General features: G+C 54.0%; 14 protein-coding genes. 8 read left to right on the top strand and 6 right to left on the bottom strand.

Annotated elements, in window-relative coordinates:
- The first annotated feature begins 6 nt into the window (after positions 1–6).
- Genes LT85_RS18520 through LT85_RS18510 form a run of 3 tightly spaced genes read left to right on the top strand, consistent with a single transcriptional unit; the run spans position 7 to position 2,835 of the window.
- On the top strand, positions 7–603 hold the full coding sequence (locus LT85_RS18520; protein ID WP_052135562.1) for a paraquat-inducible protein A: 597 nt from the start codon (positions 7–9) through the stop codon (positions 601–603).
- Positions 587–2,230 (top strand): intermembrane transport protein PqiB, encoded by a 1,644-nt coding sequence (locus tag LT85_RS18515; protein ID WP_038491779.1) that lies wholly within the window; start codon positions 587–589, stop codon positions 2,228–2,230. The genes LT85_RS18520 and LT85_RS18515 overlap by 17 nt, the downstream gene beginning before the upstream one ends.
- Positions 2,227–2,835 (top strand): PqiC family protein, encoded by a 609-nt coding sequence (locus tag LT85_RS18510; protein WP_052135303.1) that lies wholly within the window; start codon positions 2,227–2,229, stop codon positions 2,833–2,835. Before LT85_RS18515 ends, LT85_RS18510 begins: the two co-directional genes overlap by 4 nt.
- Positions 2,836–2,897: 62 nt before the next feature.
- Here the strand turns inward: LT85_RS18510 and LT85_RS18505 are convergent, their stop codons facing one another.
- A complete protein-coding gene (locus LT85_RS18505) occupies positions 2,898–3,821 on the bottom strand; it encodes an alpha/beta fold hydrolase (protein WP_038491776.1) in 924 nt (307 codons plus the stop codon).
- A 107-nt stretch (positions 3,822–3,928) separates the two neighbouring features.
- Positions 3,929–4,087: a SymE family type I addiction module toxin gene (locus LT85_RS27585; protein ID WP_367379811.1), complete on the bottom strand. Its 159-nt coding sequence runs from the start codon at positions 4,085–4,087 to the stop codon at positions 3,929–3,931.
- A 230-nt stretch (positions 4,088–4,317) separates the two neighbouring features.
- Here LT85_RS27585 and LT85_RS26140 point away from each other — a divergent pair, with 230 nt between their 5' ends.
- The gene (locus tag LT85_RS26140; protein ID WP_081992516.1) at positions 4,318–4,530 is read left to right on the top strand and encodes a helix-turn-helix domain-containing protein; all 213 of its coding nucleotides are present in this window, start codon (positions 4,318–4,320) and stop codon (positions 4,528–4,530) included.
- 178 nt (positions 4,531–4,708) lie between these two features.
- On the opposite strand, the gene LT85_RS18500 is transcribed toward LT85_RS26140, so the two are convergent.
- Together LT85_RS18500 and LT85_RS18495 are read right to left on the bottom strand one after the other, a co-directional pair.
- Complete coding sequence (locus LT85_RS18500; protein ID WP_038491774.1) at positions 4,709–5,755, bottom strand: OmpA family protein; 1,047 nt, start codon at positions 5,753–5,755, stop codon at positions 4,709–4,711.
- A 115-nt stretch (positions 5,756–5,870) separates the two neighbouring features.
- Entirely contained in the window at positions 5,871–6,230 is a 360-nt protein-coding gene (locus LT85_RS18495; RefSeq protein WP_038491771.1) for a hypothetical protein, read from the bottom strand.
- A gap of 654 nt (positions 6,231–6,884) precedes the next feature.
- On the opposite strand from LT85_RS18495, the gene LT85_RS26135 reads away from it, so the two are divergent.
- On the top strand, positions 6,885–7,205 hold the full coding sequence (locus LT85_RS26135) for a hypothetical protein (protein ID WP_081992514.1): 321 nt from the start codon (positions 6,885–6,887) through the stop codon (positions 7,203–7,205).
- A 506-nt stretch (positions 7,206–7,711) separates the two neighbouring features.
- On the opposite strand, the gene LT85_RS18485 is transcribed toward LT85_RS26135, so the two are convergent.
- Positions 7,712–7,894, bottom strand: a complete 183-nt coding sequence (locus LT85_RS18485; RefSeq protein ID WP_038491765.1) for a hypothetical protein — start codon at positions 7,892–7,894, stop codon at positions 7,712–7,714.
- Between the two features lie 408 nt (positions 7,895–8,302).
- Positions 8,303–9,343 (bottom strand): AraC family transcriptional regulator, encoded by a 1,041-nt coding sequence (locus LT85_RS18480; RefSeq protein ID WP_038491762.1) that lies wholly within the window; start codon positions 9,341–9,343, stop codon positions 8,303–8,305.
- Positions 9,344–9,648: 305 nt separating this feature from the next.
- Between LT85_RS18480 and LT85_RS25560 the strand changes: the two genes are divergently transcribed.
- The 3 genes from LT85_RS25560 to LT85_RS18465 all read left to right on the top strand — a co-directional run bounded on the left by LT85_RS25560 (position 9,649) and on the right by LT85_RS18465 (position 14,182).
- A complete protein-coding gene (locus LT85_RS25560) occupies positions 9,649–10,101 on the top strand; it encodes a transposase (RefSeq protein ID WP_052135302.1) in 453 nt (150 codons plus the stop codon).
- A gap of 356 nt (positions 10,102–10,457) precedes the next feature.
- Positions 10,458–11,117, top strand: a complete 660-nt coding sequence (locus LT85_RS18470) for a hypothetical protein (protein ID WP_253273573.1) — start codon at positions 10,458–10,460, stop codon at positions 11,115–11,117.
- A gap of 131 nt (positions 11,118–11,248) precedes the next feature.
- Positions 11,249–14,182, top strand: a complete 2,934-nt coding sequence (locus LT85_RS18465) for a beta strand repeat-containing protein (protein WP_038491759.1) — start codon at positions 11,249–11,251, stop codon at positions 14,180–14,182.
- Positions 14,183–14,383: the final 201 nt, after the last annotated feature.

The raw sequence follows: 14,383 nt of genomic DNA, 5'->3' as shown, positions 1-14,383 counted from the left end.
TCGGGAATGGTGTCCTGCCACGCTTGCGACTTGCTCAGTCCGCGCGCATTCGATGGCCAGTCATGCCCACGCTGCGATACCGTTCTGCACTATCGCAAGCCTGATAGCCTGGCGCGTACCTGGGCTTTTCTGATCTCGGCGATGATCCTCCATGTCCCCGCTAACTTGCTGCCAATGATGAGCACGCAGTCCGTCTTCGGCACCTCTCGCGATACGATTCTCTCCGGCATAGTCTATTTCTGGATATCCGGTTCCAAGGGGCTGGCCATCCTGGTGCTGATTCCCAGTGTGGTGGTGCCGTTGCTGAAGATGGCAATCCTGATGGTGCTGTTGCTGTTGGTACATTCCCGTTCTACCTGGCGCATCCGGCAACAGACCCGGTTATACCGCTTGGTGGAGGCGATCGGGCGCTGGTCGATGCTCGACATTTTTGTCGTCGCCATGCTGGCTGCACTGGTGCATGCAGGCCAACTGGCCACAATTATTCCCGGCCCCGGAGCCCTGGCCTTCGCCTGCGTGGTGGTACTCACCATGCTGGCCTCCTTCAGTTTCGATCCCCGTTTGTTGTGGGAGTCGCTGGACGCAAATGATGACCCAACTTAATTCTTCCGATCCTCCGGCAGCGCCTTCGCCGCCACAACCGGAACTGCGCCAGCGTGCACGTTGGCTACCTTCGCTTGTCTGGCTGATTCCGGTCGTTGCCGCCACAGTCGGCTTGTCATTGCTGGTCCACGCGCTGACAGGGCAGGGACCGGAGATTAGCGTGGCCTTCCGTGATGCCGAAGGACTGACGCCCGGCAAGACAGTGGTGCGCTACAAGGCGGTCGACATCGGCCTGGTCAAGTCGATTCGCCTGGCGCCGGACCGTTCGCATGTGGTGGCCACTATCGCGCTGACAACCGATTGCGAAAGTTTTTCGGCCCAAGACACACGCTTCTGGGTGGTGCGTCCGCGCTTTGCCATCTCTGGCATCTCGGGCCTGGAGACGTTGCTCTCCGGCGCCTATATCGGCGTCGATGCCGGCAAGTCGGAGGCGCGCACGCACATCTTCACCGGGCTGGAAGCACCCCCGGCTGTGACTACCGATGCCTCCGGCAAGCAATTCGTGCTGCATGCCGCCGACCTTGGTTCGCTCGACATCGGCTCGCCGGTCTACTACCGGCGCGTACAGGTCGGCCAAGTGGTGGCTTACCAGCTTGATCCCAACGGCAGAGATATCACCTTGCGGGTCTTCGTCAACCAGCCATACGACAAGCTGGTGACCACCGATACGCGTTTCTGGCACGCCAGCGGTTTCGATATCAAGCTCGACGCTAGCGGCCTTAAGGTCAACACACAGTCGCTCGCCACTGTATTACTGGGCGGCGTGGCTTTCCAGGCATCGGAGAATGCCAATGCCGCCGTCGCGGCCAGCGAGAACACAGAGTTCATGCTCGCCGGCGACCAGGCCGAGGCGATGAAGGCGCCAGATGAGTTGGCGCCCTCTCTGGCAGTACTCAATTTCGACCAGTCCGTGCGTGGTTTGTCGCCGGGCGCGCCGCTGGATTTTCGCGGCATCGTGGTCGGGCAGGTGCGCTCGATCGGCATCGAATACCAGCGCGATAAGAAAATCTTCCGCATACCTGTTGTGGTGGAGTTATACCCATCCCGGCTGGGTATCAGTCCACGCGATCTGGAGAACAAAGAGCAAGCACGCAACATTGCCGAAACCATGAACAAACGCGGCATGCGGGCACAACTACGTACGGGCAACTTGCTGACCGGCCAGCTCTACGTGGCGTTTGATTTTTTCCCAAAAGCACCGCCGGTCAACGTCAGCATCGATGGCCCGATGCCGGAGTTGGCCACGACTCCTGGCACTCTCGATGAGTTGCAGAACAAACTGGGCGATATTGTCAGCAAGGTCGACAAGGTGCCGTTCGAGCAGATCGGCCAGGACTTGCGTACCTCGATGGCCGGGCTGGAAAAGCTGTTGAACAACGCCGACAAGCTGGTTGACCGGCTCAATGGTGATGTCATGCCGGAAGTCACTGCAGCGCTGCAGGACGCGCACAAGACGCTGCAGGCAGTCAACGGTACGCTCTCGCCAAATGCGCCGGTGCAGCAGGATGCGCGCCGCATGATGCAGGAGCTGACGCGCGCCGCAACTTCACTGCGCACCTTGACCGATTATCTGGAGCGGCATCCCGAAGCTGTGATACGCGGCAAGACAGATACGGAGAAACCATGATTACCTGTGTCAATAGATCTGTGTTGCCTGCGGGATTGCTCCTTGCCGCTGCGTTGCTGAGTGGATGCGCTTCGCCGGAAGTGCGGTATTACACTTTGGCGCGAGAGCCGGCAGCCGGTATTGCCACTGCATCGATCTCCATTCAGGCCAGACAGCCGATGCTGATCGAAGTGGCTCCCGTTCGCGTACCGGAGCGCCTCAATCGTAGCAACCTGCTTTTGAAGAATGCAAACGGCAGCCTCAAGTTGATGGAGCAAGACCGCTGGCTGGCGCCGCTTCCTGATGAATTGCGCGATGCGCTCTCACAGCAGTTACAGGCCAGCCTCGGCGCCGTCGATACCTACCATCAGGACATTGCCGGTTTGGCCCCACTGTACCGGATTACCATCGAAGTGGTGAATCTGGACGCGGAACCTGGCAAGCGCGTCAACGCCATCATCAACTGGACCGTACAGCGAGTAACGGATGGAGAATTGACGGCAGGCCGTACGAAAGCAGGGTTGCCGGTTTCGGATCGGACAGACAGCGTAGTTGCGGCTTACCAGCAGATCGTTGCCAGCACCGCTGCAGACATCGCGACGAAGTTACGCACGCTGCAACCATGACAAAGTAGTCCAGGCATACATGAAACAATCCGGTCGCCAAGGCTTATATAACGCCTGATCCGTCATTGTGAAACGACATCCATTGCATCGTCGTCTGATTGCAAGAACCGTATGATGCGCTCGTTGACGTCGTCGGGCTGCGCCATTGCGGCAATGTGATCAGCGTCTGGCACGATTCCGCCCTTGAGAGTTGGCATACGTTTCTGCGCCAGAGTCAACATCGCCACGGGATCGTAGAGCTTCTCCGCGTCGCCGATCAGCAGCAATGCAGGCGTGCGTATGGAACGCAGTTCACGGCCACTGAGTACTGAGGGCGTAATGATGCTCAACTTGGAAACCGAAGACATCATTGTCGCCATCAGAGCGCTCCACTTGGCATCCCGCGGTGGGCGGATGCCTAAATCGGCAAGACTGGGGATTTTTTTGCTGCCTACAAGGCGGCGGCCCAGTTTCACAATTGGCCGTTTTATCCGCGCGGAGTAGAACAACTTCCAGAATTGCGAAGCGAAGGTGCCGACCGGATTGATAAGCACCACGCGATCGACCCGTTCAGGCGTAAGCGAAGCCTGGTTCAAAGCCAAGAAGCCGCCAAAAGAACATCCCACGATCGATGCGCGCTGTACGTCCAAAGCGTCAAGCAGATCGACCAGCCAATTGGCGTATTCGTGCCGGTTGCGCAGTCGCCGATTCGTCAGGCTTTTCCCTGGCTGGCCGATCACGTCGACAGCATAGATTCTGTAGTGGCGACTCAGCCTCGCGACGTTCAGCCGCCAGATCGTGGCGCTTCCCGCAAAACTGGGCAGCAGCACGAGCGGGGGCGCATCCGCAGGACCGCTGGCGATCACATACGTCGGCCCAAGGCGGGTCGCCAGATTGAGCTCCTGGTAAGGAACCGGCCAGTCCCGGAGCAGGGCGTCGTAGGCCGCGATATACCGTTCTTTGGCCTCATCGCTTTTGAACGAGGGAAAGACGTTGGGAGGAGGCATTGTCATTTCTGATGTGAGATGCGCGAACGGTTCGTGGTTGTCTGGGATCGCTTAACGCCAAAGTGCGTTTCACCTTGACAGATATTTGATCGCCTGGCTGCATTATCTTAGTCGCTGGTGATCATAAGGCAACCCTTCATGATCCTGACGCGCAATGGGGTATTGGGCGCAAAGCCGGCTCGTTTAAGTCTGGGGCCAAGCATTCGTATCCAAAGTATTTCAGAATCATCCTCTTGGTAAAAAGATACAGTGAGACGCTGCTGGATTCTTTGAGTGGATTTGCTGATGTTTTGGAACGCTCTGGAGCCAGTGCGGCGGATTCTGAATGACGAGCGTGGATGTTGTTTATCGATATCTCCTTATCCATAACTTGAAATCGAGACTGGCTTTTGGTGATCCAAGGTAGCTGAAAATCCAAGAGTGATGATTAGTTAATATTGCAACATGTGACGATTAGTCCGTGTTCGATTAGTCTACAAAATGGGGTAACGCTTATATGAAAACTTTATCGATACGCTTCGGTGAACGCATAAGAGAACTGAGGAAAGAGCGCGCTCTTTCTCAGGAAGGTTTTGCTCACATGTGTGGTTTTGACCGCACCTACATCAGCGGCATTGAAAGAGGACTTCGCAATCCTTCTTTATCTGCGATAGAGACTTTGGCTAAAGCATTGAGTATCACGGTAGCGCAACTTTTTAGCGGACTGTGATACCCGGAAAATCGCGCCAGCGTGCTTTTTTGATTTCCAGCTTCCCCAAAAAAACCGCCTTTCGGCGGTTCAGTGCTACATCTGTGAGATTAAGTATTTACATCGCCATCTGATGCAACAGTCGGTTTGACTGAGAGCGATCCAAAATCGTTCTCAGTCAATGAACAACGACAACGACTTAACGCACCTGTTTTTCGACTGTGATCTGTTCCACCTCAACACGACGGTTCGGCTCCAGGCATTTAATCAACGCGACCCGATTTTTTTCATTGCATTCGACTACAGGATTGGCTTTTCCTTTGCCGACGGCAGTCAGGCGGTTGGCAGTAACGCCGTGATTCACCAGATAGGTTTTGACCGAATCTGCGCGGCGTTGCGACAGCTTCAGATTGTATTTGTCGGAGCCTAGCCGATCGGTGTAGCCACTGACGACGACATTGTTAACTTGCGAATTGGCGGCCAGCGAGGTAGCGATTTCGTCGAGTTTCGGTTGCGGCAGGCGCAGCGTCGCGCTATCGAAACCAAACAACTGAGTCGACGACAACGTGATTTTCTCAAAACGCGGTTGCGCTGGTTGTGGTTGCGGAGCTTCTACCCGTGGTTCCGGTGCCGGCGGCGCGGAAACTACAGGAGCGGGCGCTTTGTCGAACGTATAGATCAAGCCAAGACCGAACGTCGTGTTGTTGGCCCGCTTAAAGCCGAAATCGCTATTGTTTCCGAGAAATCCGACTGAACGCCGCACATCGGCTTGCATGCTCCATTGATCGCTAAAGGCATAGCGCAAGCCGGCGCCGATATTCAGGTATGGCGCCGTCTTGGAAGCACTGCCGCCGAGACCATTGTTGTTGACCTTGTCAAATTCGACGCCAGCGCCGCCCAGCAGGAATGGTTGGAATGCGCCACGCGAAAACATGTACAAGGCGTCAGCACCTAATGTGCTGCGTTTATAGGTAATGCCCACATCTTTATCTTTGGCTTGTCCATAGGTTGCGCCCAGCTGCACATCCCAGTCTTGCGAAACGGCGCGGCCAAAGCGCAATGCAGCGCCGGGACCGTTCTTGTCATTGCCACCCAGGAAGCGGGCATCCGCATCCAACAGATTCACGCTTGGCGCGACGTACCAGGAAGGATTGTAGGTTGATGCAGGCACATTTTGCGCCGATGCGTTGAGTGCGGATGCACTGAACAGGATAAGGAGTGCTGCGCTGATTTTATTTCGATTCATCGTTAATTCTCTCTCGTTGGTAAACTATTTATATTGAAAAAAACCGTTGCCAAGCCACTGGCATAACAACAAGGCTCGACATCGCTGCAGAGCCTTTTTCATACCAGTTCCGTGATTAAGCTGCGGGCTTCACAGCATTGCCGGACGCTTTCTTGTGATGCTTTTTCGCACTTTTTTTGTGGGTTGTTGCTTTCACTGGTTTTTCATTGGCGGCGGCCTGTCCGGCAGCAGACGGCGCACTCGTTGGCTGGGTTACAGCCTGGGTTGTTTTGGCATCCACTTTGGCGGCGACAGCTGATGCAGCATTGTTCGTGATATTTGTCGCTGTAGTTTTCGCAGTAGTAGTTGCAGAATTCTTGGCGGCATCGACAGCACCATTTGCCATTGCGTTGACATTGGGTTGAGCAGGAATTTGCGCGTAGGCAGTCCCGATGGAAAATGCTGCAATAGCGACGGCGGAGATAATTTTATTCATGGTGTATGCATCCTTTGGTAGTAGTGGGCATTTCCCACAAGCCTAGATAACGTCAGTAGTTTGAAGCGTGTTGACGCAAATAATGTGAACAATTGCAAAATCACCTCGTTCATAAATGCAATGAATGCAGACCATATATACGGCAGATGCTCTGCTGCTTTTAATACGACAGCATGCGCGGCATAGAGGTTGAAGGTGTAACCGGTATTTCGCAGAAATAGAAAGTCAATTGTTAAAGTTCGTCATATTGCGTCACTGCTGATGCAGTGGGCTTCTCCATCCTCCAAACGCTTGGGGAGAGGGCACGAACATCATTGTTACTTTCGTAAACCAAGAGCTTGGTCCGTCACGCTATTTCAGAGGAACATATTGTGGTTTGCATCCAGATCAGCGTTACATTAATTTTTCAACGATCTCGCGCAAACGATAATTCATCGTCGGTGCGTGGCCATGGCATTGAGGTCGTTACATACCGGCCACAACCAGAAAAGGAAAATGGGTGGGATAACGTTAAAGATTGTGACTTCCAATTGGGGTGGTCAACTACAACGTGATGGATCCCGTTTTGATCAAACTGGATAGGCGATTCATCGCGAAAAATTTGTCGCAATCGATTTCCAGGATCATTTTAAAAACACTGTCTGGAAAGAGATCATGAAAAATACACTTATTGCTTCTGCGATCATCAGCCTCGGAATCGTACTTGCCGGTTCCGCGCATGCCATCGACGTGGGCATCAATATTGGCGTGCCAGCTCCTGTTGTCGTCGCTCCAGCCCCGGTTGTTGTGGTTGGTTGGCATGGAGATCGATACTATGACGGCCATCGTTACTGGGAGCGACGCGAATGGCAAGAACATAATCGCTATCACGGAGACGATAAAAATCATCGTCATAACGAAGATGAAGACAGGGATCACCATGATCATGGCCGAGATCATTGCCCACCTGGCCATGAGAAAAAAGGCGAATGCTAATTCTTTAGGGATTAGAAATAGATGAAGCCATCGGTGAAGTGAGATGCGGCATTGATGCGTAAAAAATACAGTGCGCATCGTACCGCCTCCGCCCACTTCAGCATCAGCTATTTCTAGCAAACACAGCAAGCACTGATACGGAATTCATTGCTATAGAAGAGAAAATGGAGTGGGCAAATTTGGAATAAGTGCGTTGGCTCTCACAGTCACGACGATGCGTGTGCTGCAGGGAATTTTTCGGCGTCACATTGAATTTGCAGCCAGACGCGCTGTGTTCAAACTGACTCGGAGGCGAACGAGGATAGCATCGGCACGATAACCATCTCGGCAATCGCTATTACAGAATAGCGTTGTGGATACGTGCTAATCACAGCGATGGGCGTAGCCATCGGCTTTGATTCAGGGGATGGCGGGTGAATGTGTCTTCACTATTTACCGCCGTCGCTGCGCCACTTGGCTAGCCCGTTTAATATTTTTACCCAACATTTCAATACGCCGTATGTGCGCTAAGGAGAGATTATCTTCAATAGCGCAATGCCTAAAACATAGTAGTTAATGGACATACCGGCTTCATATAATTTTCTTTCGGATTCAAGTAAGGACGCGAGGCGTTTGTCCTTTAATTGACGTTCGTTAAACCTGTCTGCAATAGCAACTCTGTTCATTGCCAGCTTTTCTATTTTGTCCATGACTGTTATCCCCTTTTTCCAAGTACGAACTCCAAAGTACGAGCAGATCATAAAATGTTCTAAACAAAGACAATAGGTGTGATTAGGCTTATTGACATTATTTAACATTAAGTGTTGTCAAATGGGGAGAGGTGTTATCACGTGGAAATATTTTTATTCCAGATTTGTATTGAATATCGAAAGAGATGATTTGAGGGCTGTTGGGACTCTAATTTCCGGCGCGTTAGCACCGAATCCGCAAAGAAGCAGACCGAGAAGAAGTGTTTTTTCCCGGAAAGAATTATTCGATGATTGATTGAACTGGCCGCGAGGAAGATGGTAGTTAAGAGATTAAATCGACTTTGCGGTTAAATCTCGTTCCTCAGCCAGGCTGAGAAACTGGTGGCGTTGTGAAGAAAATGCAGATGATCAATCTGCCGTGCCGATGCCTTGCAGCATCTCTTGTTGATAGCTAAGTGGAGTGCGCCCGGTCCAGCGGCGGAAAGCACGGGTGAATGCGCTCTGGTCGTTGTAGCCCAGCAGTTGCCCTATTTCCGCCAAATGCAGGCGCTGATCCAGCAGGTAGTGTTCTGCCATGCGATGACGAATGTTTTCACGCAGCGAGCGAAAATTTAATCCGTGTTCGTTGAGGCGGCGACGCAATGTGCGTACCGAAAGATGCATTTTTTCGGCTACATGCTCCAGTTCCGGTTCGCCATTGCTGATCAGGCGCGCAATATGCCGACGCACTTCATTTTCGAAATCATCAGTGCGTGGCAGGTCTTCCAACATGGCGTCGACCTGTTGCTCCAGAACAAGTACAAGAATCGGATCTGCTTGCAGTAACGGTCGGGCCAGCAGGTTGATGGGGAAGCGCAGCTTAGTCGCCGGCTGGTCGAATAGCACAGGACACTGGAACCAGTCTACATAAGGTTTTATATCCTGCGGAGCGGGATTCGCGAAGCATACTTCCTTAGCTCCGCAGCGATGGCCTGTGATGCTGCGGGCAATCTGCAGCATGCCGACGATGCCGGATTCATCAATCAACGGTCCAAAACGGCCGTAGTCCGGTTTCCATTCGATGATGATATCTGTCTCTTCTGCCTGGATAATCATCGGATTGCCTTCATACAGAAGGCGCTGATATTCCACCAGGCGCATTAATGCCGCTCCCAGATTCGCGCAGGTCGCCATGACGTAGCCCAGCGCGCCCAAATGGGCGGGCGTTATCGTTTGCCCCAGATGCAGGCCCAATAGCGGGTCGTTCAACCGCTTGGCGGCAAGCTGCAACATGGTTGCCCAGCGCATTAAGGTATAGCGCCGCAGGCCACGGTCTACGATCTCGGGCGGCGCCTCGCCGAGCAGGTCAGCCGCTCTGACGTCATGCTTCTCGAGATACTCGTACAGGAGTCGTACATATCCGCTGGAAATGAAGCCGGGCAGGGGAGAGTTGGATTTGATCTCGTCCATTTTTTATTTATGCGGGCCGTTAAAAGATGCCGGATAGGCGGTAGCAACCTACGTTTATTGGAGTTTTCATGTCCAACGAATGTTCGAAGTCTAGCCTATTGGTAACTCTTCCGATTTATATTTTTCCTTGGTCAGATTTGTTAAATATATGGCCATTTATGAATATATTTTCAATACGTCGCTGCTCTAAAATTCCTAAAAATTTATACCGGCAGATCGTGTCGCCAACTTGCATGCACTTGTTTTTAGTGCGTGCGACCTTTGATTTTTTTCTTTTGTGTGCAAACAAAGCCGCGAAATAAATTATGCCTCTTACCGATGCCGAATGGGAAACATTGGAGCCGTTGCTAACGGGAAAACCTGGTGATCCTGGGAGCCCGGCCAAGAATAACCGTGGGTTCATCGATGCTTTGCTGTGGTTTGTGAGCGGTAATTACGCATGGAGCGATATGCCGCCTGAATTTGGAAAATGGAATTCTAGCTACATGCGTTTCAGAAGATGGCACGAAAGTGGAATTTGGCATCGCTTGTCCGATGATTTAAAAGATGTTCCGACATTGCATCTCGTGATCATGAAAATCGCTAGCAAAGGCGATGAATACGCCGCGAAAACGTTACAAAGATCAGACCGGAAAAATAGCCGAACGATTTTTCGCTCGGCGAGACGGCAATTGAAACAGGATAGCAACATCTCTAATTCTGCTGCGGATAACTCGACTTTGCATTGGCTGAGTTTGGTCGGCGAGATGTGTACATGAAGAGGCAGCTGAAGGGTTGATAAGAAATATTGCAGAGGCGACTGTTATCACAGTTCGAGATTCAACTCTCGCATCGCATCAAGTCGGCCGTTGGGAAAAGAGCCAAGCGCTCGACTTGGAAAACCCATGCTTTTTCAATCCTGTTTAGGCACGACAAAAAATTTCGGTTGCGAAATATTTTGCCGCTCAACGATTGCCTGGTGAGCGTGGGTACTTTGGTTTGAAGATCGCAGAAGGTCTTGCAAGCAAACAATAGATTTTCAAGATAACTCGATTCGAGATCAACTTTCCTCGATAGCAAAATCCGGTCGAATTATGGCGCAGTTAATTCTAATCAACATAAGGCTGGGGTCAGCATGGCACACATTAAATTGGGAAAAATAGTCAACCTCTTGAGCAGGCGGATTCAGGTCATTCGCCTGCCTTTCATGATCAGTTGCGGGCTGATAGCCTTAAGCATCGGGATGCCGCAAGTGGCCTCTGCACAGTCTGTCGCAACGACAGCGAACAGGCCGGCTCCCGAGGTCGCCGCCAAAAAAACAATCGTCGTCGATCTTGCCCAATTCAAGGTGATTAAGAATGCGGACGGCGCCGAACAACTGGTGAGCGCGGCATCGGTCAAGCCAGGCGACATCATCGAGTACAAGGCGACTTACACAAATACGAGCAACAAGCCGGTTACCGGCCTGGTGGCAGACTTGCCGATTCCCGACGGACTTGAATACCAGGCACACAGCGCCAAACCAGGCGCTGTCCTGGCCAAGGCCGCCACCAAGGACGGCATCTATGCCGCCGAGCCGTTGACGCGCAAGGTTGCCGGCAACAAGACGGAACCGGTTCCTTACAACGAATATCGTGCGATGCGCTGGGCGCTGGGTCAATTGCCTGCCGGTGGGGTAACGGCAGTGACTGTTCGCGCCAAGGTTGAGGTGGTTACCCCGCCTGCTCCAAAAACTACCGCTGGCGCGGCACAGGCGCCTCCAGTCACGGTACGGCCTGTCGCTAGTCAGTCCTAGTACAGAACCTCAAGAGTCTGCATTTATTGCATATGCCTGCGTAGATCTACTTACCCGACCAATGCCTTCCACTTCGGAAACGCGCCCGTCGGGTTTTTTATATTCATTTTAATACTCACAGGAGAAATCGAGTGAACCTCCCTTTGCCTACCCAACGCATCGGTATCAAGTCGTGCGTACATTGGGCAGGTGTTGCAGCGTTAGCGTTGGGCTTCTTTCTAGGCACCCCAACCGCTTTTGCCGCTGCCCCACCTGCTAATACCGTCATCGGCAACCAGGCTTCCGCCAGTTACTCCGATCCAAATGGCAATACCCAGCTGGCGACTTCGAACCTGGTGCAAACCACGGTTCAGCAAGTTGGCTCGTTCTTGCTGGATACGGTCAATCAAGTCACCACCACGGTCATCAATACCAAGACCGGCGCCGCAGGCACCACGGTCTATGCACCACATACCTTGACCAACACAGGTAATGGCGCCGACGGTTTCAACATTACTGTGACCATCCCGGCAGGCGCCAACCCATTCACGCAAGTCCAAGTGTTTGCCGACGCTAACGGCGATGGCATTCCGGACAGCACAACGCCGTTGTGTACAGCACTTCCAGGGGGGACCTGTACGGTACCGACCCAGACTGTGGCAGGGAATAACGGTGTCTACCAATTCGTGGTGGCTTATACGATCCCTGGTACGGCAACTACGCCGACTACGCCATACAGTACCGGTACTGTGACTGCGACGCCGGTGACCACCGCGCTGTATACGGCTCCTAACACGCAGGCGGCAGACGTCGACAACGTCAACCTTACGACCACGGCAGCGTTTAACGCCAGCAAGTCGATCAGCGTGCCTGCTGTCGCAGCGCCAGGCGGCGGGGCATGGCCAACGGCTGTGGCCAGCGGTCCGAGTTCGTCTTCGGCTGCTTGCCCGACGACCTATGCCGCAGGCATGACGTCCACGGCAAGTTGCCAGTACACCGTGTACACGTTGAACTTCAGCAACACCGGTGGTGCGGCCGGCGCATTCGCTTTGTCCGACAAGTTGCCAGCCGGTTTCACCTACGTTGCCAATTCCGCGGTGTGGAGCAATGCGCCGGGCACAGCCTTGGGCGATGGTGCTGGCGGCGATCCGGTGGGTATCGATTATCAATCGACAGGCGGCGCAGGAGCCACGATCACGGCGGTTGTCAAATCGCTTGCACCGAACGTGTCGCAGACCATCAGCTTCGTGGTGTTGGTCAACAATACGGCAGCTGTCGGCACCTCGACTACCACCAACACGGCCGCATACAATCCGGTCGATGCAGGAGCTACCGCTACGGCAGCGAGCCCAGGCCCTACAGGCTCTAACACCAATCCGGCGATATATACGGTGACGGCCAGCTACGGCATCGCCGTCGGTACCAATTTGCCGACGGTCGCCACCGCGACTACCGCACTGGACGTCACGCCTGGCGCTGGTGACGGCTCGGCCGACTTGACTACCCGTCCCTCGGTTATCGCAGGCGGCAGTGTCCAATTCCCGCAGATCGTCTTCAACACCGGTAATGCTACGGATACTGTCAACCTGACTGCTGCACTGGGCACTTTCCCTGCTGGCACGACGTTCACTTTCTTTGCAGCGGATGGCAAAACGCCATTGCTCGACACGTCAGGCGACGGCATTGTCGATACAGGCCCGATTGCGGCTGGCGGCAGCGTCGCCATCGTGGTGCAAGCCAATATACCGGCCAGCGCTACAGTTGGTTCGGGACCGTTCACGGCTTTGATAACTGGTAAATCAGTTGGCAACCCTGCCAAGGTCGATGCGACCAAAGATACTGTCACGACAGTTATCGGTTCCCTGGTTGACTTGACAAACACGGCTGCAGGTACGGGGGTCGGCTCGATCGGCAACGGCGATTTGGGACCAGGTCCAAGCCCGCTGCCTACGACGACAAATACTACGGTTGCCGGCACCGGCACGATCTTCACGTTGTTCGTCAAGAACAACGATTCGACCGCCAATAGCTATAATCTGGCCGCCAGCCAGTCAACCTCCTTCCCAGGAACGTTGCCAACGGGCTGGACTGTGAAATTTGTCGCGGCTGGCGCAACCTGCTCCGGCGCGGCAATTACCGCTACCCCGACGATCGCGGCTGGCGCTCAATTGGAAGTAGATGCTTGCGTTACGCCACCGGCATCGCAAGCTGCCGTCACAGCGCAGAAAGTCTATTTCCAGGTGCTATCGACTGCTGTTGCATCTACTGGCGTGCTGGTAAGCGATGCCAAGACCGACGCTGTGACCGTGACTGTTGCTGCGGCTTACAGCGCCACGCTGACGCCTAACAATAGCGGTCAGGTTGCTCCTGGCGGCACTGTGGTCTATGCCCATACCTTGACCAACACGGGTAACCAGAGCTGCGGCGCTTACACACTGGCAGCCGTTTTGCCGGCAGCAGATGTGACAGCAGGCTGGACCGCAGTGGTCTACCTGGACGTCAATGGCACAGGTCAGATAGCCGCTAACGATCCGATCGTCACCTCCGGCCAGAATCAGCCGGCATTGGGTGCGGCCGGAGCAACGCAGAAGCTGCTGGTAAAGGTATTTGCTCCAGGTGGGGCAACTGCCGGCGCTAGCGACCTCGTCACCATTACGTCGACGTTTACCGATCCTGCGCCAAATTGCGGTACGCAAACAGCGACCGATACCACCACGGTGATCACCGGCCAGATCCGCGTTGTCAAGACACAGGCACTTGATGCTGCGTGCGCAGGCACGGCGTCGTCGTTCTCGACAGCACCGCTGACTGCGAAGCCTGGCAATTGCATCATCTATCAAGTGGTAGCGACCAACCAAGGCACTGCGCCGATCAGCAACATGATCGTCAACGATGCCGTACCGGCTTATACCGCCCTGGCTGCTACGCAGCCAGCCACCAAATGCGTTTCGACGGGGACAACACCGGTACTGGCGAACGCCAACTACACAGTGAACGGGACCACAGCAGTGAGTTGTGGCACCGCAACCACGGTGAATCCGGGTGGTTCAGCCACGCTGACGTTCCAGGTGCAGATCAATCAGTGATCGATCAGGCACGTTGTTCCGGCAGGTTTTATCACCTGCCGGATTAGACAGCGAAGCTGCCGGCTACTTGTATTTTGCCGGCGTGCTTCGCCTCTTTCCTCTGCCATTGGAAAAACCAGGCTCCTGCGGATTGCGCAGGTGGCACAGGAAAGAGTCGGCAATCGTTTGGGCGCTTGCTACTTGCGGCCCAGTTCTGAAAGT

This window comes from Collimonas arenae, from assembly GCF_000786695.1.
In the GTDB taxonomy this organism is placed as follows: domain Bacteria; phylum Pseudomonadota; class Gammaproteobacteria; order Burkholderiales; family Burkholderiaceae_D; genus Collimonas; species Collimonas arenae_A.
This window is presented reverse-complemented; position numbering and strand designations above follow the sequence as displayed.

Bases quoted from the DNA above. Each gene is read 5' to 3' on its own strand.
- LT85_RS18520 (WP_052135562.1), top strand. From the start codon at position 7: ATGGTGTCCTGCCACGCTTGCGACTTGCTCAGTCCGCGCGCATTCGAT.
- LT85_RS18515 (WP_038491779.1), top strand. From the start codon at position 587: ATGATGACCCAACTTAATTCTTCCGATCCTCCGGCAGCGCCTTCGCCG.
- LT85_RS18510 (WP_052135303.1), top strand. From the start codon at position 2,227: ATGATTACCTGTGTCAATAGATCTGTGTTGCCTGCGGGATTGCTCCTT.
- LT85_RS18505 (WP_038491776.1), bottom strand. From the start codon at position 3,821: ATGCCTCCTCCCAACGTCTTTCCCTCGTTCAAAAGCGATGAGGCCAAA.
- LT85_RS26140 (WP_081992516.1), top strand. From the start codon at position 4,318: ATGAAAACTTTATCGATACGCTTCGGTGAACGCATAAGAGAACTGAGG.
- LT85_RS18500 (WP_038491774.1), bottom strand. From the start codon at position 5,755: ATGAATCGAAATAAAATCAGCGCAGCACTCCTTATCCTGTTCAGTGCA.
- LT85_RS18495 (WP_038491771.1), bottom strand. From the start codon at position 6,230: ATGAATAAAATTATCTCCGCCGTCGCTATTGCAGCATTTTCCATCGGG.
- LT85_RS26135 (WP_081992514.1), top strand. From the start codon at position 6,885: ATGAAAAATACACTTATTGCTTCTGCGATCATCAGCCTCGGAATCGTA.
- LT85_RS18485 (WP_038491765.1), bottom strand. From the start codon at position 7,894: ATGGACAAAATAGAAAAGCTGGCAATGAACAGAGTTGCTATTGCAGAC.
- LT85_RS18480 (WP_038491762.1), bottom strand. From the start codon at position 9,343: ATGGACGAGATCAAATCCAACTCTCCCCTGCCCGGCTTCATTTCCAGC.
- LT85_RS25560 (WP_052135302.1), top strand. From the start codon at position 9,649: ATGCCTCTTACCGATGCCGAATGGGAAACATTGGAGCCGTTGCTAACG.
- LT85_RS18470 (WP_253273573.1), top strand. From the start codon at position 10,458: ATGGCACACATTAAATTGGGAAAAATAGTCAACCTCTTGAGCAGGCGG.